Here is a 26,632-nt window from a genome sequence, read left to right as displayed (position 1 = left end):
TTACAATAGGAAGCTATAGGTGTAAATATACTGGATCAAAAAACAATATTTGTTTTATTTTTAGGTTAATTACCTCTGCTTTCCTTTGAATAAATTTAGTCATTTTTATAGAATTCAAAGTAAAGGCAAAGTCTCCCGACTTTGCGCTGGTAAATAAGATGATTCCCTTTATACTTGCTCCAAGCCAGGAGACTTCAGAGAGCGGGGGATTTTTTACTCTGATTTTGTTTTTTATTGGCTTATTTTTACTCTAATTAAGAGGCTTTCTGCCGGTAAAGATGTTGATAAGAACAACAATAATAGCAATAACCAAAAGCGTGTGAATCAAACTTCCTGTGTCCATTCCCGGAATTATTCCAAGCATTCCTAAAAGCCATATAACGATGCAGATTGCTGCAACAAGCCATAATAAATTTCTCATAATACTATTTTTTGTGGTTAGTGTTGTGGTAGAATATAGGTTGGAAGGTTCAGTCTATTGATGCCTTACACCTTTATGATGGTAATTAGTGTTTTTCTGAATCGTTTTATACTGTATATGAACATGATCATTACTGTACTTTGTATTTGAATAATGATGGTCATCTAATTCAGGTAAGGAGTAGTGAAATTCCTTGCCGTTCCTATAAAGCCTGTTATTATAAGTCCGGTAAATCTGATTTTCTTTATAAGTGTTTCCGTCAGGAGCCAGGTATATTTTAGTCTTTTTCTTCTTTTTTCGCTGATCCAGATAAAGCAAAAAACTTCCTGCTGCAAGGGCCAATGTAATTTTTACTATTTTGTTCATACGATTGTTGTTTATTTTTAAATAACTACAATTTTTTTGCCATAAAATAGAAATGTGGTATATTTTAAATGAAAAATATTTATTGTTATATTGAATTTAAAGAAAAAAATAAAGTCCGGAAGAACCGGACTTTATTTTTTATAAGGTGTGTTCCTGATGCTTTCCTTCCTTAATCTCTTCTACAATTTTAGCATTGAAAGCGGGAAGGTCTTTCGGAGTCCTGCTGGTAACGAGTCCTGCATCTACTACCACTTCGCTGTCTTCCCAGCGGGCGCCTGCATTTTTTAAATCCTGGCTGATTGAATGTACAGAAGTTAGATTTCTGCCCTCTACAACACCGGCATTTATTAATACCTGCGGACCATGGCAGATGGCTGCTACAGGTTTGTGCTGGGCAAAAAAATCTTTAACAAAGCCGATCGCTTTTTCGTTGGTTCTGAGCTGATCCGGATTGATCACACCTCCCGGTAAAACCAACGCATCATAGTCTGAAGCATTTGCATTATCTAAACTTTGATCTACAGGATAGTCTTTACCCCAGTCTTTTTCTGCCCAGGCTTTGATGCTGCCGTTTTCGGGGCTTACAATATGGGTGGTCCATCCCTGCTGTTCCAGATATTCCTTAGGTGAGCTTAGCTCACTTTCTTCGAAGCCGTGTGTGGCCAGTATTGCTATTTTTTTTGACATAATAATATTTTTGTGTTATGGGTTGATCAGGATGTCCGGTAAAAGAGCTCTGATCATGCTCTGAAGATTCATAGAAAAACTCCACTTCATGCAATGAAGCGGATATTCTTTTAAATCTTTAAATCCTCAAGGTTCTGAAATTTATCATGGGAAGCTTTTAGCTGATGAAGCTGATCCAGTACAACTTGTGAGCTTTGCGGACAAAGATCACCACTGTCTAATGCCTCCTGATAGGCATCAATAGCTGCATTTTCGCCATATACTACATTTCCCAATGTGGCGTTAGCTGTATCTCCTGCAAAAGAGTTTTTTACATCTATCCATGCCCTGTGGAGTGCCCCGGCAGCTGATCCGGATTGATCGGGTACGCCGCCTCTCTCTGTAATAAGGCCGGTAAGTTCATTTTTCATCGTCTGAGATTGTGATACCATAGTATCGTAATCTGCCCTCAAATGAGGGTATTGATCCCATACCTTATCTTCAACTTTAGAAAATCCCTGAATTCTGTCATTCGTAATGTTCAGTAAATCATTTAATACTGAAACTGTTCTTTCGGTACTCATATTTTATATTTTTAAATTGGTACTATAAACTTTGCAAATGCCATGCCTTAAACAGGAGATTTGATAAGATGTGGTACATAAAGAAATCTTAAAATTTTAACAAATAAATCTTAAATATATAACAGAAGGCATCTTAGAAAGTAGGGAAAATTAACTGACGTACTTCTATTTCCCCCTAGATAATTTTTACTGATTATTTGGTGGGATTGAATATAATTAGGAAAGAAGGGTAAGGCTCATTTATCAGAAAATTTTAAACATTTCCTGTAATCGTAATCTAAAGTTTTTTAAAATTTAAGCATAAAAAACAATCGAAAATTGGCATAGTTGGATCTTATCGTACTTTTCCATAGGCTTTGATTGCTAACCTGCTTTTTTATATTGTTTATTTTTTAGCTTGCATGTCATTGTACAGGTTACCCACTACTTTTTCCAAAATTTCTCCTGTTTCATTAAAGCTGGTGTTTGTTAAAATGGATATTCCTATATTTTGTTTAGGAAAGATCACAAACCAATTTTGCATTCCGTAGATACCGCCATGATGTCTGTACATTAATTGATGATCATTTTCTATGATGTACCAGTGATAGCCTTCCCAAAAATCAGAACCTTCTTTGTATAGTTTTTTATGAGATTCTTTGACAATAGAATTGGATGGGTTCAGCTGCAGTTTCATATATTTCACCAAATCCGTAGTCGTAGAATGCAATCCTGAAATTCCACCCCATAAAGTTCTTTTGAAGTTGGGCATTAGCTCGTTTTTATCGTTATAGCCTTTAACCAATCTTGTTCTGTCATTTTCAGTGAGTGTAAATTTTGTTTGGTTCATGGTATTGGGCTTCAAGACAAATTCAATAAGCAGTTCCTCAAAAGATTTTTGATACACTTTTTCAAGGATATAGGCGGTCAGCTCCGGAGCTATGTTTGAATAAGAATAGACTTCTCCGGGCTTCGTTTCAATGTTGATGAGTTTTAATCCTTCAAAAAAGCCTTTTTATTTTCGCTTTTTATAGGGAAATTAGGAAATCCACTGGTATGGGTGATGAGGTGTTTGATTTTGATAGGTTCACCTTTGAACTCTAAATTGGGATAAGGTTCGTTAAGATAGGTTCTGATATCATCCTCTAAATTGAGCTTTTTATCCAGTACGGCTTTAGCGGCGATATAACCTGTAAAAGTTTTAGTGACGGAAGCTAATTCATAAAGGGTGGAATCGTTGGGTTTGTTTCCCTTTCCAATCGTTAATTCTCCAAAATGTTTGATGGTAGATTTTCCATCTTTAAGCACGGCAATAGAAACAGAATGAAATCTTTTGTCCTCTAATAACTGAAGGGCATTTTTTGTAATGGCGCTTTCAACATTTTGTTGATGGGTTGGGGGAACACTATTACAGCCAAGTAAGGCAAAAAATAAAACAGGGATTACATATTTCATGGTCAGAATTTTAATTTAATATTGATAATCTGATGCAAATATGCTGTAGGGAATCCTGAAAAAAGTCCGTATAAAAAAGTCGGACTCATTTTAATGAATACAATGAGTCCGATTATCTGCAATGCAAAGTTCGATTTTTTACAATGGATTAATTATCAATTGTTTCTGAATGCCGTTGGCGTTTGGTTCGTGTATTTTTTAAAAGAAGTATGAAAAGAGGATTTTGAATTGAAACCCACTTCATATAAGATTTCCAGCACCGTATATTCTTTTTTCGTGGGATCTTTCAGAATCGTCATTGCTTTTTTAACGCGGTATTCATTCACAAAATCAAAAAAGTGCTGATTGAGGTGATGGTTAATCAATACCGACAACTCACGAACAGGAATATTCACCTGATCTGCCAGTTCCTGAATCGTTAATGAAGGTTCAAGGAAAGGTTCCTTTTCAACCATAAATTTCTTAAGCTGTTCGATCTGAAAACTTTTTGTTTCATCGGTTTTATTTTCAGTTTCTAATGTTTCTGCAAAATCTTCTGTCGGTTGTAACGTAGAATCAATTCTGCGAAAAAGCTCAGGATAATTTAATGCCTTTAAGATAAACCAGCAGGCAGCCAGTAAAAAGGAAGTTCCTGCCAGAATATGCAGCCAGATAAACAGATCGTTGTATGCGGTATACCGCATTATATTTTTTAAAAAAATACAGACATGGATGAACAGGAAAATGAGGGTAAGCTGAAACAGCCATTGGTATAACAAGGTGTTGGGATTGGTGTAGTTTTCAAGATAAATCTTCTTATATCTTTTGAGGATCATGAATACAGCAACAATGTAATAGAAAAACTGCAGTTCTCCGATGAGCTGATACACAAACATTTCAGGAGAGTGCCACATTGTTGTAAAGAAAGCTTCTTTAGCAGCACCTTCTGCCAGATAAAGCCTTGGAACCAACATTAAGTTGGCAACAATAAAAGGAATAAGATGCAGTAAATGCTTTCTTTTTAAGATGAAATCAGAATAACAAACAGCATTCACATACAGATAGAAAAGAGGCATTACCAATAAGTAAGCAGATATTTTGAAAGCTTTCAGATTGTAACTCTCCACAAAAAGATGCATGAAAATTCCGCTGATATCAATGGCATTCATGATAAGGAACGCTGCAAATAACCTGTTTTCCAGTTTTCTTTCCGTTTTTACCGTTAACAAAAATACGGCAAGCAGCAGCGATATAAAAACAGCCATCGCAGCAATAACTTCCAGAAAACTTAATTTGTCCATGTAATCTTTTTGTAAAAATAGGATATAAGTAACAAAGAAATAGAATTACCAATAAGGAAAAAAAGGAAAATCAATTTATGAGACCCCTCTTTCGTCAAAAATCGAAGATTCTACAACAATAGTATAAAATGGTGTATAGTATCCCCAATTTATTATGAATAACCTATTTAATTTATCATTAAATTAGTACTAAGTTAATTTTTAATCAATTATGAAAGCATTGGTCATTTCAGGAGGAGGAAGCAAAGGTGCTTTTGCAGGAGGCGTAGCTGAACATCTTATAGAAAATCATAAAAACGACTATAAACTTTTTGTAGGGACTTCAACAGGAAGCCTTCTGATTCCTTTTCTCGCTCTTGGAGATATCCAAAGAATTAAAAAGCTTTATACCACCATCGAGCAGTCGGATATTTTTACGGTTTGCCCATTTAAAATAACGAATAAGAATGGTAAAGTAAAAATAGGGATCAACCATCTGGGGATTATAAAGCAGTTTATAAAAAAGCAAAAGACATTAGGAGATAGTACCAACCTCAGAAATCTTATCCGCCATAGCTTTACAGAGCATGATTTTGAAAAAATAAAAGAACTGAAAAAAGAAATTGTGGTTACAGTGGCCAACCTTACCACGCAGCAAATAGAATACAAATCTTCTAATGACCATAGCTATGAGGATTTCTGCGACTGGATCTGGGCTTCATCCAATATGGTTCCTTTGATGAGCTTATGCCAAAAAAACGGAAATGAATATGCAGATGGAGGCTTTGGCAATCTTATTCCTTTACAGCACGCCCTGGAAAAGGGAGCATCATCCATAGATACCATTGTATTGAGACTGGAAAAAACGTCATACAATAATCCACCTCTTCAGAATGTATTAGATGTTTTCGCCCGTACCACAGATTTTATGCTGAACCAGATTGCCAGTGATGATCTTATTATTTCACAGTTGGAAGCGGCAACCACCAATGTACACATCAATTTCTTTTTTATCAACAGGATACTCACCACCCATTCATTTATATTTGATAAAGAGGAGATGACGAAATGGTGGCAGGAAGGGCTCGAGCTTTTCCAGACCACCGAATGCAAAAGCCTAGTGTTAAAAGCGAAACCTGTAGATCTTATTTGAATTGATCATAAGGAAAGTTGTGAAGAATCTGTTTTCCGATTTTCATTCTGTTTATTTGGGGAATACCATTATATCTATGCTATAGAATACTTGTATTTGTAGATCTGCGAATTCTGTTGCAAAGTCTCCGAACATTGAGTTAGTAAAAAGATCATTTCCTTTAAACTTGCTCCAAAGTCAGATACTTTATAGAGCTAGGGGAAACCTAATAGATCGTGTCTGAAATTTTTTTTAAATTAAAAAATTAGCGCAAAGTTGATGAATAATCCCGCTTTATTGTAAGTGGGCAAAGGGATGCAGCTTCGTCGCTGGTGAAGCGGTATGCTTACCCGTACGCTTCGACGAATCAACGAAGTTGATTTCAGCCTTTGCTCTCTGAAAATGCATAATGAAGCTAAAACTTTGCGCCAGAAAAACACGTCATTTGTACATTATCTTTTTAATCAAAAAATCCTTGGAGCTAAAGGATTCCATTCGCATTTTATTTGTAAGTTAGTGCCGCAAAAATAGTACAGTATAAAAATATACAGAACGATTCTGATGAAGAAAGATTTGTGTTGTTTTATCTTTCATTATTTAAAAAAATTATACACCAAAAAAATAAAACTATTAAAATGAAGAAGACACTGATTATTCTATCAATAGGCACTTTGCTTGCTGCTTGTAACAAAAAAGCTGAACAAAAAGCAAATGCTGCAAAAGATACTGTCGCCATAGAAAATACTACAGCTACAGAAAAATCTCCAGGAGGGACAGCTCAATTTGATATTAACTCTGTGCCGGTTTCCACGGCTGAGGTAGGTGATTTTCCCTTTTTCAGTTTACCCAAAGGACTGGAGTTCCAAAACAAACCGGTACAAAGAAGTTATGACATGCTTTTTGTTCCGCTTAACGGTTTAATGACGCCAATAGAAGGAAAAGTGTGGAAAACGTATGTGGAAAAAGAGAAAAGCAATAAAGAAGATTGGTCATTGCCGTATTTTTTGAAAAGCTATGATGACGCCATTACAAAATTAGGCGGTGTAAAAATATTTGATGGTAAAGTCTCTCAGCAAGAGCTTGACAGAATAAAACAGGAAGCCAAATACTTTGGCGAGGAAGGTTCTATAGATTATTGGAATGAACCCGTAAAAGTATATGTCATAAGAAGGCCAAATGGCGATGATATTTATATTCAGGTATCTGGAAATACGGGGGTTGGAGTAATACAAATTCTACAGAAAGCACCGTTTGAGCAAACGATTTCAATAGTAAAATCTGATGACATAAAAAAGAATTAGATGCAACAGGCAAGGCCGTATTGCATATTAATTTTGATACAGATAAAGCGAGTTTGAAGACAGATGGTAAAACAGCCGTAGATGAAATAACAAAAGTTCTGAAAAACGACAACAGTCTAAAACTTGCTATTAACGGATATACGGATAACAGCGGAAATGATGCCCATAATATCCAACTGTCAAAAGACCGTGCTGCAGCTGTATTGAATGCGATAACCACTTCAGGGATAGATAAATCAAGACTTTCAGCAGAAGGCTTCGGCAGCAAAAGCCCGATTGCAGATAATGGTTCTGAAGAAGGGAAGGCACAAAACCGTAGAGTAGAGCTGGTGAAAAAGTAAGATAAAACCTATAAGAACATAGGATTAGATATTCTTTTGCTTAAAAAAATCCCAACGAAAGCTGGGATTTTTTTGTTTTAATTTCTGTTGAATAGGTTGTGAGACTTTGAGCTGGTAAATAGGATTATTTCATTTAAACTTGCTCCAAAGTCAGGAGACTTCGGAGAGCAGGATTCTGTAAGGTAAAAAATAGCATGGATTTTAATTTTACTTCATGGATGAAATAGAAAAATTGATTATTAAGTATCTTCAAGAAGGTTTTTGTCAGAATGAAATATCCGAAAGATTAAAAAATGACGGTATTAAGCCAAGCAGTTTAAGCTCATTTGAAAAGCGTTTAAATAAAATTAAAGAATTTTATGAAGCTAAAACCCTTTTTCACCTTGCATGTATTCTACATAATAATAAAGTTTTAGTAAATACGAAATCCTATAATGGTGAATAAGTTTTATAGTGTATATTACATATAATAGAATTTTACAAATGAAAAGTATTTTATATTCATTTTGCTTAATACCTGGTTTTATTACGTTATCTGCTCAAAACAATAAAGCTGTGATGGAAGTTAATTATGAGACAAAAATGATATCTGATAGCCTAAGTAGAGATAAGGTAAATATTTATGCATCAACCTTATTATGCAATAATATGGAATCAGTTTATTTTAGTCGTGAGGCAAAATCATTTTATAACGGAACATCAAAAGAAACGATAAGTACAAATGCAGGTGCAATTCCTAAATACCCGAAATCAGTAGGAAGTGTTTATAAAACAAATGAAAAATTACTGGTATCTCTTCCGGTTGGAAAATATATATTTACCTATGAGGAACCCAAATTGCAATGGGAAATTTTAAAGGATACAAAGGATATAAAAGGGTTTAAAACCCGATTAGCAAAAGCAATAACAGACACAGGTGATATTTATTTTGCTTGGTTTACAAATGACATTGAAATTCCCGATGGACCATTTAGATTTAAAGGTCTTTCTGGATTGGTGCTTGAAGTCTATAATAAAAATAAGACAATAGAAATATACGCAACTGAAATTAAAAAATCTGATGAATTAATCGAACCATTAAATTATGGTAACGATGTAAAAACAAAATCTAAGCAACAGTTTTTAGAAGCGAGGAAAAATTATACCGAAAATCCGTCAATGTATAATGGAAATTTAAAAATCGTAGATTCTAACGGAAATGATAGGACAAAAATAATGTCTGATCGGTTAAAAAAAATGAATACATTTCTTGACTAAACTTTAATTTTAAATATTTCGATTATGAAAAAAACATTATTAGTAGGTGCTTTATTCATCGCTGGTATAGCAAGCGCATTTCCCTTCAGAACCTCGTGTGGTCAAATTTTAATGGTAAACGGAGCTTCTGGATCTTTGGCACATATTGAAAATATCTGTGAGTCTATTAATCTTGCAGTTTGTGGAACATTTGCCGATGTAGTTTTATATACCCATTAAACATTTAATCAATCTAAATTATAAATCCATAATTAATTTTATGGATTTATTACTCTTATATTATGAATAAACTTGCAATAGTCTTCATCCTGTTATCTGTTAAACTATTTTCACAAACAAGCTTTAATGTTATTTATGAGGCTGATTATAAATTACAGTATAAATTACTAAATATTCCGAATGCAAAAATTGAAGAAGCAGCATTTGCATTGTTAATAAATGAAAAAGAATCCTACTTTAAAAATATGAACAAATATATAGGAGATTCTTTAAGATATGAAAAAAAGCTGGACGATAATAATAGCAGTAATGGTAAATACTTTACTTTCTTTCGTGAAAATATTGGCACGACGGATGGAAAAATATATGTTACTGCTCCCATTGCAAATAAAAATTTTAAATACGAAGAAACCAATGATATAAATTGGAAATTAGTAAATGAATACAAAACAATCGGAAAGTATAAAACTCAAAAAGCTACTACAAAGAAATATGGTAGAACTTGGATAGCTTGGTTTGCTAAGGATATTCCTTTTCCATTTGGTCCATATAAATTCAACAAGTTACCTGGACTCATTTTAGAAGTATATGATGATAATAATGATTATCATTATACATTATATAAGTTTGGAAAAAGAAAGTATCTATGCAAATCAGCAAATATGAATACAGAAGGTGCAAAATTTGTTGAAAAAACTAAAATTTTTGATTATCAACGGAAAGAAATTGCTGATCAAAACCAATTCAATGACTATATTGAGGATAAAGAAACCTTGAATATGTTGAGAAAAAAATCTGCAGAAAGAGCAAAACAATATAATCCTATAGAATTGACAATTCATTAATGATAAAAGCATTCCCGCTGTGGCAAAGTCTCCCGACTTTGAGCTAGTAGTGAGAGGATTATTTCCTTTAAGTTTGCTCCAAAGTCAGGAGACTTCGGAGAGCGGGCTGTCTTCGAGACAGCCTTATTTTTTTCCTAAAAAACATCAAAAAACATCAATTAAATTTTAACACGACGAGTTCTGTCGCCATGCAAAACTATCTTTGTATCAGTAAGAAAAAGGATAAGAGCTCTTCCAATGTTAACCTAATTAATAACCAAATTAACCAAACCAAATCATTATGAAAAAATTTCCATTTACTCCGGAAGGAGTGCAGTCAAAACAAAAAGAGTTGAACGCATTATCAATCGACGAAAGATTAAAAGTTGCGGAATATGTTTCTAGCAACCCGGTTGAATTTATTTCTGAAAACTTCGAAATGTCTGAAGAGCAACAAGCTTATTTAAAAGAACTTGAACTTGTTGACATCAGAGTAACAGGATTCAGTTTGGCAATCGGATTCTTAGGACAGATTCCTGTTGAAATGCAGGATACAACGCCTCCTTCAGCTTTTGCCGCAAGAGGAAAAAAGAAAAAAGAAGTTTCAACGAATGTAAGTACAACAACGAACCCACAAACTGGTGCTACAACTGTAACAGGTTCTGTAGGAATCAAGTGGACTTGGTAATTTAATAAGAGGCTGCCTTCTTGGCAGTCTTTATTTTTTATTTCTATATTTGTTTGACATCAAAGATCAATATAAAATGAGAAATCTTCAAAAACATTTATTTTTATTTGCATCAATATTATTTCCTTTCTTTTTTAACGCAACTACAATACCTTTCGAACTGATTGATGGAAAAATTGTCGTTAGTGTAAATATTAAAAATACTCCTCATAATTTCATTTTTGATTCCGGAGCTTTTACTATTATTTCATCTGAATTAAAAGATCAATTAAATGAAAAGAAAAGCAAGACTATTTTTGAAGCAGTAGACGCCAACAATGCAAAGTCGAAGATGGAGGTTTTTTCAACGGATAAACTACAAATATCAGATTTAAATATAAAAAATTTAAATTTTTCATTTGCAGATATTAGCTGGATGAGTGGTCGCGCATGTAAGAAAATTAGTGGAATATTTGGAGCTAATATGATGAAACAAAAATTGTGGAGAATTGATTTTAAATCAAAAACTATTAATGTTTTTGAAAAATCTCAAGAGCAATCAAATATTATTGCAGCAATTCCTTTTTTAGAAGAAAATTTTACAAGTGTTCCAAAAATCAATGCTAAAATAAGAAATCAAAATATTGAGTTTATATTTGATACTGGCTCAGGAATGGGCTTTACAGTTAATCAGAAATCTTATGACAAAATAAAAGATAAAAATTTTTTAACTTTTGAAGGACTTTTGTCTCAATCTTTAAACAGTATTGTCAAAGGACAAAGACAAGTTGACCTGATGGAAGTTGAGTTCAATAACACAAAACTTGGTAATCAGATTATAGATAGCAGCTCAGATTCTCCTAATCTGATTGGTACAAGGTTTATAGAGAATTATTTAGTTGATCTTGATTTTATTAACAAAAAAATTATTCTTGCAAAAACCGAGAAAACCCCTGAATACCAAAGCTTCGGAGTAGCATTCGCTCCTATTGACAATAGTCTCATCATTGTAAACAAGCTTGAAATACCTCAATTATCTGATTTAAAATTGACGGATAAAATCGTGAAAATAAACAATACTGATGTTTCTAAAATGAATCCAGAAGATTTCTGTAAAATAAAGGAACTTCTCGAACAAAACACATCTATTACAATAGAAAATGAATCTCATAAAAAATTTACCTTAGAAAAGAAAGACATTTTAAAATATTTAAACTAGGACTAAAATCCCAATAATTATTGGGATTTTATTTTTTTATTTTTCTAAAAAACTCTTCTAAAGTAATTTCTTTCTTTCAACAAATTTTTGCTAGTGTTTTTATAGACATATTGTATTCGGTCTTTACTGTTCCTAAGGCAATATTTTTAATTTTCCTAACGGTGTTTTCTTCAATATCACATTTAGATGCAAAGTCTCCCGACTTTGTGCTAGTAAATATTACTTTTACACTTGCTCCAAAGTCAGGAGGCTTCAGAGAGCAGGGGTACTGTAGTATGGAAATCCATAATTGCACATCATATGCAATATGTACGCAATTGTGTACAATGTGTACATATTGTATAGTATCTCCCTGCACCCCGTTTCATAACCCCCTCCAGGGACTATGGTAAGGGGTGATAGCCTTTGCAGAACGGCCTGAAGCCCGTTGGGTAAGTGTCTCGAGCCCGTTATACAAGTGGTTCTAGCCCCTTAGGTAAGGGGGTATAGGCCGTTCCTTAAGGGGGTATAGCCCCTTGGGAAGACCCTCGAGGGGGTTAGGGAAGTACCTAGAGGGTCTTTGGAACGGCCTACGGCCTTTGTAGTGACGTTTTTAAGGAATTCTATGGTTCTTGTGAGAAGGTGAAATGAGTTTTAATTATTGGTTTGAAATAAAATCTCCAAAGTTGGGAGACGTCGGAGAGCGGGGTAATAAATAAAAAAGCGAACGCACAACTTCTAAAAAGAAATAAAATTTCAAAAATCTATATAAAAGCAATCTCGCTTTATAGACGAATAATTGTCAATCCAACTGAAGCAAAGTGGTTCATCAACGGTTTTACTCCAACTTATTGAAGGAAGGCTAGACTTGTTGGTGTAATAAAGCCAAACAGATTGTTTGGCCTGGTGGTTTTTCCCAACCATTGTTTCCAATCTGTCCGGCTTTGAGGACAATATCTTTTTACTTGCTTATTAATCGTTCTGTTGTTCTAACCATTTTAAAATTGTTTGGGTGGTTTCTTCCGGCTTTTCCTGTTGAATCCAATGGCCACAATCCAGACTCACAATATCCAGATCAGGAACAATATTTTTCAGGTTTTCGGATTTGGGAATCGTGTCCTGTTTACCATATATCATAAGAGTCGGCTGATGAATGATTGGGGGTATGTCTGCCATTAAGTACCAGTTTCTATCAAGGTTTCTGTACCAGTTTATACTTCCTGTAAACCCTGATGCTTCGAAAGCAGAAACAAATACAGACAATTCGCTGTCTTCCATTAAGGGTTCTCCCATTGGACTTTCTGCTCTTGCAAGATTGATCATCAGCATTCCGGGCTCCGGTGGTGCTGGAGGTACATTTTTGCGGAATAGGTTACGGAGGAACTGAGAGGTGTTTTCATTCATGATGGCATCTGCTACTCCTGGCTGTCGATTGAAGTGAACAAAATAGAAGTCTCCTCCAAATATAGCTTCCATCAACTCAATCCATGGTTGTTCTCCGCGCTCCTGATAAGGCAAAGCCAGATTTATTATTTTATTTACCCTCTTAGGATGCAGTAGTGCCAGGTTCCAAACAACATTGGCTCCCCAATCGTGACCAACAAAAGTGGCATCTTCATATCCAAAGTAATCCAGTAGTGCGACCAGGTCATCCGTCAGGTGTACAATATCATATTCAGTGACTTCGGTCGGACGGGATGAGTTGCCATACCCTCTCTGATTGGGAATGATCACGTGATACCCATTTGCAACCAATGCCTGCACCTGATGACGCCAGGAAAAAGCATGTTCCGGAAAGCCGTGGCAGAGTACAATAGGTTTTCCAGCATTCTCTTTACCTGCTTCAAAAACTTCCAGTTCTACACCATTCACTGAAATAAGAGTAGGGTTGGGAAAATGGGTTGGCTTCAATACTGAGTTAATTTCGTTTGTCATTGTTATTCTTTTAAAGATTAATTAATGATGCAAACTTACAGCAGCACCGTGACAGCAGTGTGTCAGCAGTTAAAAATAAATTAGATCTATTACCTTCTGCTGAGTGAAGTCTCCCGACTTTAAGCTAGTAAATTAGATTATTTTCTTTAAACTTGCTTCAAAGATTGGAGACTTAGAATAGCTGGTAATATATCTTCGCTGAAGTCGAGCAAGCTACCTGAAAAAGAAGTAACTTGTGATAAAGTTTACATATAATGTAAACTTTATTTTTGTATATTTGTTAAGCAATGTACGTATTAAATAAAATTACGGGTGAGAAACAGGCTGCAACAATAACTAAAATTGCTGCTGTTGAAATTTCGCAAATTAATAAAACCAAGCGATTTGATTTTAATTGGAACAAAGAAAAAAACTTTCATGTTTATAAATTAGCAGTAGAAGATAAAGAAGAACCATAGGGCTACTATCAATAGAGGAGCGGCCACAGGATTACGCTTTAGAAATCAGACTTCTGGCGGCCTCCAAAGAAAATGTTGGTAAATCGCAGAATTATAGCAGAATTGCGGGCTGTCTTATTGCATTTGTATGTAGAGAATCATTTAAAAAAGGATTTGGAGGGTATGTATGTTTAAAACCAAAAACAAAGCTTGAAAAACATTATATACAACAATATGGACTACAGTCAACCAAACTATATTTGATAACTGAAGGAGAAAATTCATTAAAATTAATTCAGGAATATTATGAAGACAAATAGAAAGGAAAGTAAGGAAACAGATTTTTCAAAGTTTACAGGTGAAGAACTTGCGGATGCTTTTGTCTTTCCGGCAGATCAAGTTTTGAATGCAAAAGAGAAAAAAGATGAGGAGGACTTTTGGGTAGCTCGACGGAACCAATTTGACAATCGCACTCACAGGCAAAAAATGTATTCAAGATTGTTACAGCTAAAGTTTCAATTGGAAGACTATATAGATAGCAGTCAATATTTGGAAGCTTTTAATTTTGGATTTTTTTTAAATGAGTATGTTAGCAGACAAGACAAAAAAGATAAGGACTTTGCTGTTGAGGTAGATGTTAAGCCAGCTGTGCTTAGCCAATATATTAATAATCATCGAAAGCCGACAGATGAGTTCATCATCAGGCTTGAATTACATTCCAACGGACTGATTCCCGCGATAAATTGGTTTAAAGTCATCCAAAAGGATAAAGAACATGAAATTATGACCAATCAGAAATTAAGAGATGAAGAAAGTAAGCATGTTAAAAACAGACTTGGATTTGCTTATTAGCTTTCATTTACTATAGCTTGTAGCTTTCAGATAAACCAAGACTCTCAGCTGTAGGCTTCGGCAGCAAAAACCCGATTACAGATAATAGTCCCGCTGGCAAAGTCTCCCGACTTTGATCTAGTAAGTAAGAGGATTATTTCCTTGAAGTTTGCTCCAAAGTCAGAAGACTTCGGAGAGCGGGGGATTTAGGAGAGCAAGTGTTTTCTTTTTATGAATCAAATATTTTTTGGGGATAAGCGTTATAACCACTAATAACCTATTTAATGATGCACATCAGATACTTTAGCCTTCTCCTGGGCCTGTTTTGTACTAACCTTTTTGGACAGACTCCTGAAAAAATCACTTTTAAAGATACTCAGAACCATTATTTGAAATTACTTCCGAAGGATAAACCTGAAGGAATACTTGTTATTTTACCGGGTGGAGGTGAAAATGGCGAAAAAGTAATGAATCAGATTAAGCTGGATGATCTGGCGTTGGAGAAGAATATTATCGTATTACTCCCAACCTGGGAAGATGGGGATTTTGGATTTCATATAGAGCAGAACTTTATAGACAGAATGGTAAAAGATACAGTGGAAAAGCATAAAATTTCCAAAGATAAAATATCAATGGGAGGACTTTCCGGCGGAGGAATGTTGGCTATTACCTATGCTGAAAGGGCAATCAGGGACAAAAACACCTATTTTATACCCAATTCTGTATTCGCTCTTGACACACCGTTAGATTACGAGAATATGTATTACAGATTGCAGAGAGAGATGGAAAGAGACTATTCTGATATTGGCACTAATGAAGCTAAATATTTAACTGCTGAAATGGTTGATGCTATGGGTACACCGGATAAAAACAGAGCCAATTACCTAAGAGAATCCATGTTTTCTTATCGTGAAAAAGATGGTGGCAATGCAAGATATCTTCTGAATATCCCTATTCTGATATATACAGAACCGGGGATTATATGGCAGATGGAAAACAGAGGAAGGGATATTTACGACCTTAATGTGGCAGATATTACAGCTATGATTAATCTATTAAGACTAAAAGGCCACAAAAACGCTGATCTTGTCATCACCAATGATCGTGGAATTCGTCCGGACGGTACAAGACATCCTCATTCCTGGAGTATTATGGATTCTAAAGAATGTTTAAACTGGATATTAAAACATATGGGGGCATAAAGTTGCCACAACTGATTGTATTTTTTACGGGTATTTACTAACGGATATACAGATAATAGTTATGAAAAAGGGAAGGCGCAAAACCGTAGAGTGGAGCCGGTTAAAAAATAATGTAAATCTTATAAGAATATAGGTTCAGATATTCTTATGCTTAAAAAATCCCAACGAATGCTTTTTAATTTCTGCTGTGCATTCTATGACAACAAGCAAATAAAAACCGTTAAAATTTATGACGCAAATTTGTAAGTGTTTATATACGGAGTTTGTCGATTAATCACTGCAAAAACCCTGCTTATAAGTTTACATCGTATATTATTTAAAATTAGCATGGAATTTTTGCCTTCTGCCTTTTTCTTATAATAGTATTCTTTTATCTGGGCATCATATTTCATCGAAGTCATAGCGCACATTTGTAACAGGGATTTCATTTTTTTGTCAGCCAGATGATTTACTTTGGTTCTTCCCTTAATACTTGAGCCGGAACTATACTCAAAAGGTGCAACGCCAGAATAGCAGGCAAACTTCCTCCAACTTGGGAAGGCTGTAAAACCTTTTGTAGCAATTATAAAATAAAGGCTTGTTTGATCACCAATTCCAGGTACTGATTTAATGAGTCTGTCCTGTTTCTGTAATTCTTCATTAGACTGAATAATCTGCTTTATTTTGCACTCTATCATCTTAATAGATTTTTTGATAGCGCAAACTAAGCTGCTATTGATCTTTGAAATCTGAGTGAGAATTTCTTTATTTACAAAATCAATATTCTCTTTAGAGGTTTGCATTATCAATAAAGATTTTAAGACCTTTTCTCTTTCAGTGTAAAGCATTTTCAACTTTAAAATATCTAGTTCCGCTAATGTGTATAATGCTAATTTATCAATATTTCTAAGACTATAGTAAGAAATATCTCTAGCATCGGTCTTATCATTTTTACCTCTGGAAATTCCTTTGGACCGCTTAATTTCCATGGCGGGAACTACCCATAGATCAAGTTTCAAATCTGTAGAGATTGTAATTAAATGATTAGTATAAATACCTGTGTTTTCGCAACAGAATAAGACATCGCAAATATCAATTTTTCGTTTTATGAGAGTCTTAATGAAAAGCTTGATGGACTTTACGTCGTTTTTCAAGACAAAGTGTTCAGATACAAGGGTTTGAATGTTTAATACATTTACATCCAATTTCAATTTTGAAACATCAATCCCAATGTGGAAGCAATAATTTTTCATAACTTTGGATTTAGGATAAACAAAATGTTGAACTTCTTTAGAGCCTTTATTAGACCTTAATGTCTATCATTCTATTTGAAGCTGTTCAACGGGGTTCAAAGAGAAGGCAGAGGACTAATGCGCAGCATGGTTCTTTACCAGCAAAGTCTAAAGTTCACCTCTGCTTTCCTTTGAATAAATTTAGTCATTTTTATAGAATTCAAAGTAAAGGCAAAGTCTCCCGACCTTAAGCTAGTAAATAGGATTGGTGCCTTTAAACTTGCTCTAAAGTCAGAGGACTTGGGAGAGCTGATTATTTATATTTCTTTTAATTTGTTCTTTTCATATTCAATAAAAGTATTGTGATCATACAATAACTTATTGTTTCTTATAATTTTTATCACTTCATCTTGTGATATATCACGTGAGATTAATTTTTCAAGCTTACGAATTGCGGAACTAGGTATTCCAAACTCTGATAAAATAGCTAAATTTTCCCTTAAAAATTCATTTTCTATTAAATTTGAATAATACGAATAATTTCCAGGTTTGAGGCCTTTTTCAGCACACACAAACTCTTGAATTGAATTTAACACAGATAGCCATTTAGGAATTTTATATTGAAACCAGTGTTTTTGAATTTGAAAATTCGTCATAATAGCCTCCTCCAAAATAGCTTGCTCAGATAATATAGAATATTTTTCTCCATAATTAAACATTTTCATGTTGATTTCTTCATTTTCAACGCTTTTATATTTTTCGTAATATTCAATTGATTTAATTATGTAGTCAATATCATTTGAAATTAATCTACCTAGGCTTTGGTGTAAACCGTAGTTAAAAGTTTTATTAACAAGTCTTTTTATACCTAATGATTTCGATTCGCCTTTTTTCATTAAGTACTTCCATCCTAAATCTAAGGAATATTTTAATTGTTCATAATCTGGCGTTCTACTCCAAGAGATTAAAGGATATTTACTAGATATATCATCTCTTATTGCGTTAAAAATGTTTAATTGACCATCAACTTGAACTCCATTTCTTTTGATAATCCCCTTTTCTTCATAAGGAATATTTTTTATTTTTTTGTATTGAGTTGAATCAATATCATTTATTTCATTTTCATCTAAATGTATCAAAATTTCATCCGAAATGGGGTTCTGTTCAAAGAATGGAATATCAATTACAACTTGTTTGTTAGGAGGAATGGGGTTGAAGTTGTAAATAGTCCCAGTATAATGAATCATTAAACGTCCAGCTCGTCCTTTTATATTTGAATAATCAAAATAATCTATTTTAGTATTTATCCCTTTTGTGCTATCAAAAAAAATAATATTTTTAGCACTAGTATTTACCCCTTCAATAATTGTAGTAGTACAGAAAAGAAAATTTATCTTTCCTTTATTAAAATAGTCAATTATTGTAGTTGTTATATGCTTTTGTAAGGCACCATCATGAATTCCAATACTGTTTTTTAATAAAGATATTAAACTCCAATTTTCAGATATATTTTGATTAATCCATTCGATTATATCCAAATCAGAATTTGTTCTCTTTATATTTTTACTAATTAGAAAATCACAAAATTTTTGAGATAAATATCTGACTCTATTGGGTGATGAACAATATATTATTGATTGTTCATCAGAATTTTCTAAAAGTAAGTCAAATAATTTTTTCTCTTTGAATAAAACTGCGTCTTTATAGCCTTCTTTATTATGGTGAGTTGTTTTATCAAATATTTCTTTATTTGCAGTATATAAATCAATCGTTTTAACATCAACAAGTGAGGATTGTGTTTTATAAAATATTGCATTATATTTTTCTTCAAAACCTTTAGAAATTCCATCGATGTTTGGTCCTAATAAATAAAATTTACTATTGAAAGTTTTTATAATATAGTGTAGTGCATTATTTAGAGAATCCGCTCTTTCATCATCCCTTTTAGAGCTTAGCTTATAAAACTCGTCAACAATAATTAATTCGATATTAATAAACTCTTTATACTCGTTTACTCTTTCTGCTGTAAAAAGGTAAATATTTCCTTTTTCTAATGATGTTTCTTGAGAAGTCCTTAAAATTAGTTTATAATATTCATCATATTTTTTCAATTTTCTACGTGTTTCATCAAGTAAAGCAAGAGTAGGCTGAATTATTACTATATTCTTAAACTTTTTTGAAGCAACAAATTCTTCAATTAATAAGCTTTTTCCAAAACTAGTAGGAGCACTAACAATGACATTTTTATCAGAATTCAAAAGAGATAATAAATGTTTTTGATCTTCATGTAAAAATTTATTCAAATTATCAGAATGATGATAGACTTGACGTATTAATGCATCAGTTGAATCTAATTTTAAATTTTCCTTTTCAAGATATGGGTAGAAGCCAACAGCTTCAATTAAATCAGTTAATATTAGATTTAAATTTGTGTCAAATTTATTTTTCTCAGCAAGAATGTTAACTACTAATTTTTGAGCAATAATTTCATCCTCAATAATTAACTCACTGCATTTTTTATAAAGATTGAATGTCTCTTCGTAATTGAAACTGTCCTTAGATTCTATTTCTGAAAGTAAATCTTCTATCATTCGCCTAATTGTTGTATTAATGAAAGTTTATTATGTAAACCTTTTACAAGTTCTACTTTATTTTGAACTGGAAATAAGACTAGTATTATGTTTAGTTTGGTTTTTAACGGGTGGTTGTTATTATCATCAAAATATTTCTTTAACAATCGCATTTCCTTGATGTATTCGTCTATAAATAATTGATTGTTCTCATCAGTGTGAGATGTAAATAAATCACAATGATATGTACATAATAGTGGAATATTAATCGTATTAAGTTGGTCAATTAATTTCTTTGATTTACTTATCAAATCTAACCAATAATCTTTATCTGGAATATTATCTATTTGCGTAAGTTTCTTTGATATAAGTAAAAATTCAGAAGTTAGATAATCACTTTTGAAATGTTCTTCAATATCTGTAATTAAAGCTTTTAAACCGGCTTTTCCACTTGTATATAATTTAGATTCTCCTAACCAAAGCGTTTTTGTAGTAGGCTCTATATGAACTGCGTCAAATCCATGTACTGCATGCCCTAAAGAATCTTTAAAATAAACTTTAGATAATAATGGAATTGTATTATGGAAATCCCTCAGTAACAAGTGTAAAATTAATTCTCCAAATTCTCCACGCCGCAAAAATTTATCTTCTACGTCATCTGTAATTGATCCATTATTTTCATAAAGGTCTTTAACTTTTTGAAATGCATCAATTTTATAAATGGATTGAGCTGCATCAATTAATTTAGAATATGTTTTTGTATTATCTGTCGAACCACCTTCATGAAAACCAAATGCAAACTCTTGAATTACATCACATAATTTTTGAATTAATGGTTTTAATCTATATTGAGAAATACCACTATCATCAATATCGAAACCGACAAGAAAAGTACTTAATCCTATTTCATTTATTTTATGTGTAATTATATTTTCTGAATTGAAAGGTGTTGCCATAATTTGGTTTAAAATGTCATATAATAGAATAACTACTGTCGTATTGTAGGCATTACAATAACTTTCCTGTTAGCAATCAAAACTAATCTAATATTTTTTCCTACAACAAATTACAAAGACTTTTTCATTATCATTTATGGTTTTCCGTAAATAACAAAAATAAAAATCATCATATAATTTCTGATCAGTATTTTTACTGAATTTATTGGGTAATTATAAAAAGTCTATTTACATTTCTAAAATAAGAATCTTAGTACTGGACTGTCTCAAAAAATATCTAATATTAAATAATACTATTATAATCAATAATTTGTACATGGTCTCCAATATTAGTGTTTACTGCATCTATAATTGCATGTCTATTTAGATCAGTTATATTTTTTCCTAATATTATACTATGAAATGCTTCTTTAGGGATTTCAATTTGCCTTTCACTTCTTGAAGCACCATTAAACCAAAACTTTTGCGTTCTATATTCCTTTTCAAACTCCCACTCTTTAAGTTTATGGTAAATCTGTTTATATCTTTGAGTATCTCTATCCATAATTGGATCAGGCATAATTATAGGCAGAGTGTCTACATATTCTACCTTTCCACCTCCGCCAAGTGATTCAAATAAGATTCGGGAATTATACCCAATGCAAAAGCCAGAATGATTATTTGCATATTTCACCCACATTTCTTCAAGTTTATTTTCTGCTGTTAGACATAGAATACCAATCCTTTTAAAATATTCTTCAAAATAAATTTTTTCATATTCTGAATTGAACTTTTTACTCTTATATTCTTTTGCTTTAACAAAATTTTTTAATTTTTTTCTTTTCTTTTGCCTGTTTAAAACTATCCCGGATTGTTCTTGTAATCTTTCATAGAAATCATATGCCTGCTTTTCGCTCATTAAATCGTATCGTATCGGAATCTTACAATCAAGCGTATCTTCAAACTGATCAGGAGAAGATAAATAAACTTCACGATTGAGTATAAATCTACGATTGTTTATGTTGTCCCAATCACGATATTTATATAAGATTTCAGGAAATTCAATATTATCTAATGTGCCTATATTAATGTTTGGTTTCATTGATTATTAATTTTTTATGATACTAAAATAATAATAATTAAGTATTTCACAATTACAAACAAATTAAGAGTTTGACTAACAAAAGGGAACTACAGAAGCGGAAGATTTTTTTTTAAAAATGTCCTGATCATTTGCTACCTAGGAATTTTGAGATAAAAAATCCCAACTTTCGTCAGGATTTCTAATCAATTTTAAAGTTCAATAAATCTTTAGGTGGTAGGTTTAGACCTCTAGCTAAATCTATTAGTGTAGTAAATGCAAAGTTCCTTTTTCCATTTTCTATATCACTTACGGTAGCTTTAGTAATTTTGGCACTATTTAGGACAACATCATCTTGAGTAAGTCCAGATTTAAGTCTTAATTCTTTGATGTGTTCCCCAAATTTTTTTAGTAATTCATCTTGCAAAACATCCATTAATGAGTATTTCTACAAAGGGCGGAAATTTTTTTACAAATTTTGTTACAAGAACTTGTAACAAAATTAAAATTTCTTATATTTGGAAAAGATTACTTATTAAAGTAATTTTGCGATACTTCAAAGAATATTAGAAGCTATTGCTTAGAACCTTGCTTTTGAAAACTGGTAATTTTTATGCACGCAAGATGATAAGCAGGAAGCTCACGACCTAGGCGTGGGTTCTCTTATCTGTGTGCAGGGTATACCAGTACCTCAAAAGCGGATATTGTAGAGTCCCATGCCGTTTTTATTTCATGCTGTTCTGCTTTTCTACAATCATATTTTCTAAGCCCGCTTTACGCCATTAAGTATCATGTATGTTACAATGGAGTGTACAATCCGTTGCGGCCTAAGGGCTTTCTGAAAAGCACAAATTCTATCATAAGTTTTTATTTTTTGTCTTGTAGGGCGGGAAGTCCGGCATTGGCAGGGCTTCCTTCCTTTTTACAACAGTAAAAATATTGTAATAGAAAACAATCATATTGAGCACAAAAGAATGACAATAAAGCTCATTCTGTATGGGGATCGTGAACTTTCATGGTGCATGAAGAACTGTGCTGAAACCAATACCATCCACGAATGTTGAACAGAAATTTATTACAAAATACAAACGCATGAAAAAGACCAGACCAGACTTTGAGTCCCCATATTGGGCAGTGCCTAAGAAGCAATCAGGATTACAGCTGATGGAAACGTTCTTTCAGTTCAATGAGCTGGATGTTTCCAAAGAAAGGCTTAGCAGCATTATGAATTATGCAGTAAAGCGGAATAGCCGGATCCATGAAGATCCTGCGGTGATCTTTCAGTTTCACCAGTCGATGCGGTCATTGATTTGGGCAGGATATCTCATTATGCTCAAGGAAAGGAAATGGACAGTCAATACACGGTCGGAAAAGATTTCCCCGTTGGTTCTTGGTTTGCTTTCGGAGAAGGAATACCGGAATCCTCTGCTGGTTTTCAAAAAGGCATTCAGGGAGTACACCCTCAAAGAATTTGATTATTTTCTGTCGGGAATCGTCTATTTCTCAATGGGCGTCTATGACAACCTACCGGAAAGGAATATCGTTATGCCTTATATTCATACGGTTAAAATGCTGGATGCCGCGCACCTTATTCTTCAAAGAAAGGGAGAAAAGAAGATGGCTGATACCAATCCGGAATAAGAAGGTTATGCGCAAATAAAAAGTAGGAGTTTTACATCAGTCTCAAAGCTTGATAAGAAATAAAAGTTTTAATTCATCTGAATAGAAAAAATGATTTTATAAATTTCAATAAGTCCAATACAGACAAATCGATCTGGAATGAAAAAAGCACCACTTTTTAAAGTAGTGCTTTTTAATTGTTATTTTTTAGAAGATAAAAGTGGGTTGATTTTCAAAATCATTTCCTTCGCATTTTGATTGGTGGGGTCCAGCTCTAATGATTTCTGATAATCGTCTTTTGATAATTGATATTCTTTTTTATTGAAATAGGCTTCACCGCGACTGTCATAAACGTTGGCTGATGTGGGAAATTCAGAAACATTAAGACTGAAAATTTTAATGGCTGAATCTACATTTCCACCTCTTAATAGTTCATATCCTAGTTTATTAAGCTCGCCTGGGTTCTCGAAGCTATATTCATTTTTAGAATTTTCTTTGAGCACAGAGTATGTTTCTATAGCCTTATTTACATTGCTGAGAGATTCCTTTCTGATCTCCTGATAAATAGATTTTTTAGGAATTTCGTACTCTTTTCCCAATAGTAAGTTGTGAATAATATGTCCCAGATCCCACACTCTATTTAGATTATTAGACACCAGAATTATTGTAATATTATTTTTAAAATCGTTTAAATAGATAGATTCAAATTTATAAGAGACTCCATTATGTCTTTGCAATTCGTCATTTTCAAAGTATCTGCCAAGTGACCCGCCTTCATCTTTTGCGTATGGGTTATTCAGCAAAGTCTGAAGAGATTCTTTGGATATCAATCGATTAGAATTCAGTGCTTCAATCCATTTGTAGAGATCATTACTATCTACCCAGAGCCATCCGCTGATAAATTTCAATTCCGGGCATCGGACATTGTCCATATCATAACACGATGTTCGGTTTTTATAATCCAATTTGGGTTCAAATACCGAATTGGTCATTTTCAATGGCTTAACTATATTTTTAATGACAAATTTCTCAAATGATATTCCGGTTACCTTTTCAATTATTCTTCTTTGTAGAAATACATTTCCATTATCATACCTGTAACTGGTTCCCGGTTCAAAGAGCAGGCTGTCATTACTTCTCAAAATATTCCACGCAGCCGCATCATTTTCAGGTTTTAATTGTTCGATTGGAGGAATACCACTCGCATAATTAATGAGATGTCTTATGGTCACTTTTTCTGACCATTTCGGTAAGCCCAAATTAAATTTAGATATTGTATCATCAAGATTAAGAAGACCACGTTCAGCTAAAATCATGATGGCAACAGCATTGAATTCCTTTGCAATGGAACCAATATTAAATATTGACTTATCATTTAAATAAGTTGTATGAGTTTCATCTGTAAAACCAAATGATTTCTGATATATGATTTTATGGTTTTTGGCGATAAGGACATTTCCATTGAATAAACCTCTTTCATAGGATTTTGCCATTAAAGAATCAATTGGGTTGATGAGGTTTTTTTTCGTTTGATCAACTGTGATATCTGTTTTTTGTTGCTTAACGAATTGAATATCTTTCTCACTTTTTTGAGAAAATACAGGTATTGAAAAAAGAAAAAGGAATGTTGTGATTATATTTTTCATTAGTTTTTTTGAATTTTATTTTATGACGTCCTTTTGATAAAATGAAGTGTGATCATTTTCCTGATGGATGCACTAGAGCTGCAGAAAACTTTTTGAGAGTAATTCATTGTACTTTTAATTTTTTTGATGCAAATATGCGTCAGAAAGTCTTCGGACGCGACCGATTAAAAAAAATCGAACTCATTTTTTGAAAATAATTTGATTTTACAAAGATTGTTTTCTGTAATCTGTTGGTGTTTTTCCTGTATATTTTTTGAAAGAGGTATTGAACGAAGATTTGGAATTAAAACCAACCCGATACAAAATTTCCAAAACCGTCAGTTCTTGTTGAGAAGAATCTTTAAGGATTTGCATTGCTTTTTCAATTCTATATTCATTAACGAAATCGAAAAAGTGTTTATCCATATACAAGTTAATCAAAGTAGATAAATCTTTAACAGGTATTTTTACCTGCTCCGATAAATCCTGAATGGTTAGTGATGAATCCAGATAAGGTTCTTTTTCAATCATAAAATCTTTTAAAAATTCGATTTCCTTATTTTTTTCTTCAACTAGTAGAAGGCTGGCTTTTTGTTTTGGAACAACTTCTGTGATAGGTTTCAGATCAGAATTTACTCCTCGAAAAAAATTTGGATTGTTTAATGCAGTAAATAGATACCAGCAGGTACAAAATAAAAACGCAAATCCATCAAGCATTACAATCCAGGCTCGGATCTCACCCAGACCAAAGATAAAAGTGACCAGCCATCTTATAAGAACTATAAAATGTAAGACATAATATAGAATTGTTATGGTGTATAGCGCGTTAAGGATGAAAATATTGGGGTTTGTATAATTTTCGAGATACACCGTTTTGGACCTTCTGATCACCAGAAATGAAGCAATAAAATACACTTGAAATAAAAATTCGAAAAGAAATTGAAAAAATTGCGTGAGAGGCATGTCATTCATGCCATTTATAAAATCTATTTTCGAGGCTTTTTCTACAAAATAAATTCCCCACATCAAATACAAATTGTAAGCAATAAACGGAATCGTATGCAGTAAATGTTTAGGTTTTAAACGAAAATTGGAGTAACAAACGGAAAGTACATAGAGATAAAAAGATGCCGGAGCGCAATAAACAATACTCCAGCGAAACGCCTCCAAATTGATATAATTCACTGGGAATTCCCGCATCAAAAACTTCAATGCATCTACAGCATTAGTAAAAAGAAAAATAGCAAGAAGCCAATTTGAAAGTCTGTGCTTAGTTTTTACGGTAATCAAAAACAGGGCAAACAAAAGTACCATGAAAATTCCAATAGAAGCAGTTGTATTCAAAAAACTGTATTTATCCATAGTTTTTAAGAAGAAATACAAATGTAATTCTTATGAAATTAAAATAGCAAACTATATATTTAAATGAACGAATCAAAAAATAATCAATCTGGTTATTGGTATGAGAAATAGAATTAACATTTTTATAATATATAATCAGTCACATCCAGACATA

At 33.0% G+C, this 26,632-nt stretch carries 28 protein-coding genes; 13 read left to right on the top strand and 15 right to left on the bottom strand.

Translation table 11 applies throughout. The features are described 5' to 3' along the window. Positions 1–250 precede the first annotated feature (250 nt). The 7 genes from LF887_RS15120 to LF887_RS15095 form a co-directional block, all read right to left on the bottom strand. Entirely contained in the window at positions 251–421 is a 171-nt protein-coding gene (locus LF887_RS15120; protein ID WP_236855078.1) for a lmo0937 family membrane protein, read from the bottom strand. Between the two features lie 54 nt (positions 422–475). Beyond that, entirely contained in the window at positions 476–787 is a 312-nt protein-coding gene (locus LF887_RS15115; protein ID WP_236855077.1) for a hypothetical protein, read from the bottom strand. A gap of 138 nt (positions 788–925) precedes the next feature. Continuing rightward, the gene (locus LF887_RS15110; protein ID WP_236855076.1) at positions 926–1,474 is read right to left on the bottom strand and encodes a type 1 glutamine amidotransferase domain-containing protein; all 549 of its coding nucleotides are present in this window, start codon (positions 1,472–1,474) and stop codon (positions 926–928) included. 110 nt (positions 1,475–1,584) lie between these two features. Continuing rightward, positions 1,585–2,037, bottom strand: a complete 453-nt coding sequence (locus tag LF887_RS15105; RefSeq protein WP_236855075.1) for a PA2169 family four-helix-bundle protein — start codon at positions 2,035–2,037, stop codon at positions 1,585–1,587. Between the two features lie 385 nt (positions 2,038–2,422). Beyond that, complete coding sequence (locus LF887_RS24260; protein ID WP_262912554.1) at positions 2,423–2,935, bottom strand: serine hydrolase domain-containing protein; 513 nt, start codon at positions 2,933–2,935, stop codon at positions 2,423–2,425. Between the two features lie 74 nt (positions 2,936–3,009). After that, positions 3,010–3,471, bottom strand: coding sequence for a serine hydrolase domain-containing protein (locus LF887_RS24255; protein ID WP_262912475.1), 462 nt, complete (start codon positions 3,469–3,471; stop codon positions 3,010–3,012). A gap of 155 nt (positions 3,472–3,626) precedes the next feature. Continuing rightward, on the bottom strand, positions 3,627–4,751 hold the full coding sequence (locus tag LF887_RS15095) for a helix-turn-helix domain-containing protein (RefSeq protein WP_236855074.1): 1,125 nt from the start codon (positions 4,749–4,751) through the stop codon (positions 3,627–3,629). A gap of 211 nt (positions 4,752–4,962) precedes the next feature. Here LF887_RS15095 and LF887_RS15090 point away from each other — a divergent pair, with 211 nt between their 5' ends. The 9 genes from LF887_RS15090 (at position 4,963) to LF887_RS15050 (ending at position 11,690) form a co-directional block, all read left to right on the top strand. Next, positions 4,963–5,883 carry a patatin-like phospholipase family protein gene (locus LF887_RS15090; RefSeq protein ID WP_236855073.1) on the top strand — a complete coding sequence of 307 codons (921 nt, stop codon included), beginning with the start codon at positions 4,963–4,965 and terminating at the stop codon, positions 5,881–5,883. A gap of 614 nt (positions 5,884–6,497) precedes the next feature. Continuing rightward, entirely contained in the window at positions 6,498–7,163 is a 666-nt protein-coding gene (locus LF887_RS15085; RefSeq protein WP_236855072.1) for a hypothetical protein, read from the top strand. A 53-nt stretch (positions 7,164–7,216) separates the two neighbouring features. Next, entirely contained in the window at positions 7,217–7,504 is a 288-nt protein-coding gene (locus tag LF887_RS15080; protein ID WP_236855071.1) for an OmpA family protein, read from the top strand. Between the two features lie 214 nt (positions 7,505–7,718). Next, on the top strand, positions 7,719–7,949 hold the full coding sequence (locus LF887_RS15075; protein ID WP_236855070.1) for a hypothetical protein: 231 nt from the start codon (positions 7,719–7,721) through the stop codon (positions 7,947–7,949). A 38-nt stretch (positions 7,950–7,987) separates the two neighbouring features. After that, positions 7,988–8,761, top strand: a complete 774-nt coding sequence (locus LF887_RS15070; protein WP_236855069.1) for a GLPGLI family protein — start codon at positions 7,988–7,990, stop codon at positions 8,759–8,761. Positions 8,762–8,785: 24 nt separating this feature from the next. Beyond that, positions 8,786–8,980, top strand: a complete 195-nt coding sequence (locus tag LF887_RS15065; protein WP_236855068.1) for a hypothetical protein — start codon at positions 8,786–8,788, stop codon at positions 8,978–8,980. A gap of 62 nt (positions 8,981–9,042) precedes the next feature. Continuing rightward, the gene (locus tag LF887_RS15060) at positions 9,043–9,825 is read left to right on the top strand and encodes a GLPGLI family protein (RefSeq protein WP_236855067.1); all 783 of its coding nucleotides are present in this window, start codon (positions 9,043–9,045) and stop codon (positions 9,823–9,825) included. A gap of 280 nt (positions 9,826–10,105) precedes the next feature. Next, entirely contained in the window at positions 10,106–10,492 is a 387-nt protein-coding gene (locus LF887_RS15055) for a hypothetical protein (protein WP_236855066.1), read from the top strand. A 76-nt stretch (positions 10,493–10,568) separates the two neighbouring features. Continuing rightward, the gene (locus LF887_RS15050) at positions 10,569–11,690 is read left to right on the top strand and encodes an aspartyl protease family protein (protein WP_236855065.1); all 1,122 of its coding nucleotides are present in this window, start codon (positions 10,569–10,571) and stop codon (positions 11,688–11,690) included. A 951-nt stretch (positions 11,691–12,641) separates the two neighbouring features. On the opposite strand, the gene LF887_RS15045 is transcribed toward LF887_RS15050, so the two are convergent. Next, positions 12,642–13,604 carry an alpha/beta fold hydrolase gene (locus LF887_RS15045; protein ID WP_236855064.1) on the bottom strand — a complete coding sequence of 321 codons (963 nt, stop codon included), beginning with the start codon at positions 13,602–13,604 and terminating at the stop codon, positions 12,642–12,644. 287 nt (positions 13,605–13,891) lie between these two features. Here LF887_RS15045 and LF887_RS15040 point away from each other — a divergent pair, with 287 nt between their 5' ends. From LF887_RS15040 to LF887_RS15030, 3 genes are all read left to right on the top strand, one after another. Continuing rightward, on the top strand, positions 13,892–14,062 hold the full coding sequence (locus LF887_RS15040) for a hypothetical protein (RefSeq protein WP_236855063.1): 171 nt from the start codon (positions 13,892–13,894) through the stop codon (positions 14,060–14,062). A gap of 285 nt (positions 14,063–14,347) precedes the next feature. Further along, positions 14,348–14,893, top strand: coding sequence for a helix-turn-helix domain-containing protein (locus tag LF887_RS15035; RefSeq protein WP_236855062.1), 546 nt, complete (start codon positions 14,348–14,350; stop codon positions 14,891–14,893). 263 nt (positions 14,894–15,156) lie between these two features. Then, positions 15,157–16,074, top strand: coding sequence for a hypothetical protein (locus LF887_RS15030; RefSeq protein ID WP_236855061.1), 918 nt, complete (start codon positions 15,157–15,159; stop codon positions 16,072–16,074). A 227-nt stretch (positions 16,075–16,301) separates the two neighbouring features. Here LF887_RS15030 and LF887_RS15025 read toward each other — a convergent pair whose 3' ends face one another. The 5 genes from LF887_RS15025 to LF887_RS15005 form a co-directional block, all read right to left on the bottom strand. Beyond that, positions 16,302–17,306, bottom strand: coding sequence for a transposase (locus LF887_RS15025; protein WP_236855060.1), 1,005 nt, complete (start codon positions 17,304–17,306; stop codon positions 16,302–16,304). Between the two features lie 296 nt (positions 17,307–17,602). Further along, on the bottom strand, positions 17,603–19,876 hold the full coding sequence (locus LF887_RS15020; protein WP_236855059.1) for a DEAD/DEAH box helicase: 2,274 nt from the start codon (positions 19,874–19,876) through the stop codon (positions 17,603–17,605). Next, entirely contained in the window at positions 19,873–20,811 is a 939-nt protein-coding gene (locus LF887_RS15015; RefSeq protein ID WP_236855058.1) for a DUF1837 domain-containing protein, read from the bottom strand. Before LF887_RS15015 ends, LF887_RS15020 begins: the two co-directional genes overlap by 4 nt. Positions 20,812–21,094: 283 nt before the next feature. Then, positions 21,095–21,892 (bottom strand): DUF2971 domain-containing protein, encoded by a 798-nt coding sequence (locus LF887_RS15010; RefSeq protein WP_236855057.1) that lies wholly within the window; start codon positions 21,890–21,892, stop codon positions 21,095–21,097. Between the two features lie 181 nt (positions 21,893–22,073). Continuing rightward, positions 22,074–22,307, bottom strand: coding sequence for a helix-turn-helix domain-containing protein (locus LF887_RS15005; RefSeq protein WP_236855056.1), 234 nt, complete (start codon positions 22,305–22,307; stop codon positions 22,074–22,076). A 656-nt stretch (positions 22,308–22,963) separates the two neighbouring features. Between LF887_RS15005 and LF887_RS15000 the strand changes: the two genes are divergently transcribed. Further along, a complete protein-coding gene (locus LF887_RS15000) occupies positions 22,964–23,512 on the top strand; it encodes a hypothetical protein (RefSeq protein WP_236855055.1) in 549 nt (182 codons plus the stop codon). Positions 23,513–23,691: 179 nt separating this feature from the next. Here the strand turns inward: LF887_RS15000 and LF887_RS14995 are convergent, their stop codons facing one another. Together LF887_RS14995 and LF887_RS14990 are read right to left on the bottom strand one after the other, a co-directional pair. Beyond that, the gene (locus LF887_RS14995; RefSeq protein ID WP_236855054.1) at positions 23,692–25,137 is read right to left on the bottom strand and encodes a serine hydrolase; all 1,446 of its coding nucleotides are present in this window, start codon (positions 25,135–25,137) and stop codon (positions 23,692–23,694) included. Between the two features lie 204 nt (positions 25,138–25,341). Further along, the gene (locus LF887_RS14990) at positions 25,342–26,478 is read right to left on the bottom strand and encodes a helix-turn-helix domain-containing protein (protein ID WP_236855053.1); all 1,137 of its coding nucleotides are present in this window, start codon (positions 26,476–26,478) and stop codon (positions 25,342–25,344) included. Positions 26,479–26,632: the final 154 nt, after the last annotated feature.

It is taken from the genome of Chryseobacterium sp. MEBOG06, from assembly GCF_021869765.1.
Lineage (GTDB): Bacteria > Bacteroidota > Bacteroidia > Flavobacteriales > Weeksellaceae > Chryseobacterium.
Note: the sequence above shows the minus strand (reverse complement) of the source record. Positions and strands in the feature narration are given on the sequence as shown.

Bases quoted from the DNA above. Each gene is read 5' to 3' on its own strand.
- LF887_RS15120 (WP_236855078.1), bottom strand. From the start codon at position 421: ATGAGAAATTTATTATGGCTTGTTGCAGCAATCTGCATCGTTATATGG.
- LF887_RS15115 (WP_236855077.1), bottom strand. From the start codon at position 787: ATGAACAAAATAGTAAAAATTACATTGGCCCTTGCAGCAGGAAGTTTT.
- LF887_RS15110 (WP_236855076.1), bottom strand. From the start codon at position 1,474: ATGTCAAAAAAAATAGCAATACTGGCCACACACGGCTTCGAAGAAAGT.
- LF887_RS15105 (WP_236855075.1), bottom strand. From the start codon at position 2,037: ATGAGTACCGAAAGAACAGTTTCAGTATTAAATGATTTACTGAACATT.
- LF887_RS24255 (WP_262912475.1), bottom strand. From the start codon at position 3,471: ATGAAATATGTAATCCCTGTTTTATTTTTTGCCTTACTTGGCTGTAAT.
- LF887_RS15095 (WP_236855074.1), bottom strand. From the start codon at position 4,751: ATGGACAAATTAAGTTTTCTGGAAGTTATTGCTGCGATGGCTGTTTTT.
- LF887_RS15090 (WP_236855073.1), top strand. From the start codon at position 4,963: ATGAAAGCATTGGTCATTTCAGGAGGAGGAAGCAAAGGTGCTTTTGCA.
- LF887_RS15085 (WP_236855072.1), top strand. From the start codon at position 6,498: ATGAAGAAGACACTGATTATTCTATCAATAGGCACTTTGCTTGCTGCT.
- LF887_RS15075 (WP_236855070.1), top strand. From the start codon at position 7,719: ATGGATGAAATAGAAAAATTGATTATTAAGTATCTTCAAGAAGGTTTT.
- LF887_RS15070 (WP_236855069.1), top strand. From the start codon at position 7,988: ATGAAAAGTATTTTATATTCATTTTGCTTAATACCTGGTTTTATTACG.
- LF887_RS15065 (WP_236855068.1), top strand. From the start codon at position 8,786: ATGAAAAAAACATTATTAGTAGGTGCTTTATTCATCGCTGGTATAGCA.
- LF887_RS15060 (WP_236855067.1), top strand. From the start codon at position 9,043: ATGAATAAACTTGCAATAGTCTTCATCCTGTTATCTGTTAAACTATTT.
- LF887_RS15055 (WP_236855066.1), top strand. From the start codon at position 10,106: ATGAAAAAATTTCCATTTACTCCGGAAGGAGTGCAGTCAAAACAAAAA.
- LF887_RS15050 (WP_236855065.1), top strand. From the start codon at position 10,569: ATGAGAAATCTTCAAAAACATTTATTTTTATTTGCATCAATATTATTT.
- LF887_RS15045 (WP_236855064.1), bottom strand. From the start codon at position 13,604: ATGACAAACGAAATTAACTCAGTATTGAAGCCAACCCATTTTCCCAAC.
- LF887_RS15040 (WP_236855063.1), top strand. From the start codon at position 13,892: ATGTACGTATTAAATAAAATTACGGGTGAGAAACAGGCTGCAACAATA.
- LF887_RS15035 (WP_236855062.1), top strand. From the start codon at position 14,348: ATGAAGACAAATAGAAAGGAAAGTAAGGAAACAGATTTTTCAAAGTTT.
- LF887_RS15030 (WP_236855061.1), top strand. From the start codon at position 15,157: ATGATGCACATCAGATACTTTAGCCTTCTCCTGGGCCTGTTTTGTACT.
- LF887_RS15025 (WP_236855060.1), bottom strand. From the start codon at position 17,306: ATGAAAAATTATTGCTTCCACATTGGGATTGATGTTTCAAAATTGAAA.
- LF887_RS15020 (WP_236855059.1), bottom strand. From the start codon at position 19,876: ATGATAGAAGATTTACTTTCAGAAATAGAATCTAAGGACAGTTTCAAT.
- LF887_RS15015 (WP_236855058.1), bottom strand. From the start codon at position 20,811: ATGGCAACACCTTTCAATTCAGAAAATATAATTACACATAAAATAAAT.
- LF887_RS15010 (WP_236855057.1), bottom strand. From the start codon at position 21,892: ATGAAACCAAACATTAATATAGGCACATTAGATAATATTGAATTTCCT.
- LF887_RS15005 (WP_236855056.1), bottom strand. From the start codon at position 22,307: ATGGATGTTTTGCAAGATGAATTACTAAAAAAATTTGGGGAACACATC.
- LF887_RS15000 (WP_236855055.1), top strand. From the start codon at position 22,964: ATGAAAAAGACCAGACCAGACTTTGAGTCCCCATATTGGGCAGTGCCT.
- LF887_RS14995 (WP_236855054.1), bottom strand. From the start codon at position 25,137: ATGAAAAATATAATCACAACATTCCTTTTTCTTTTTTCAATACCTGTA.
- LF887_RS14990 (WP_236855053.1), bottom strand. From the start codon at position 26,478: ATGGATAAATACAGTTTTTTGAATACAACTGCTTCTATTGGAATTTTC.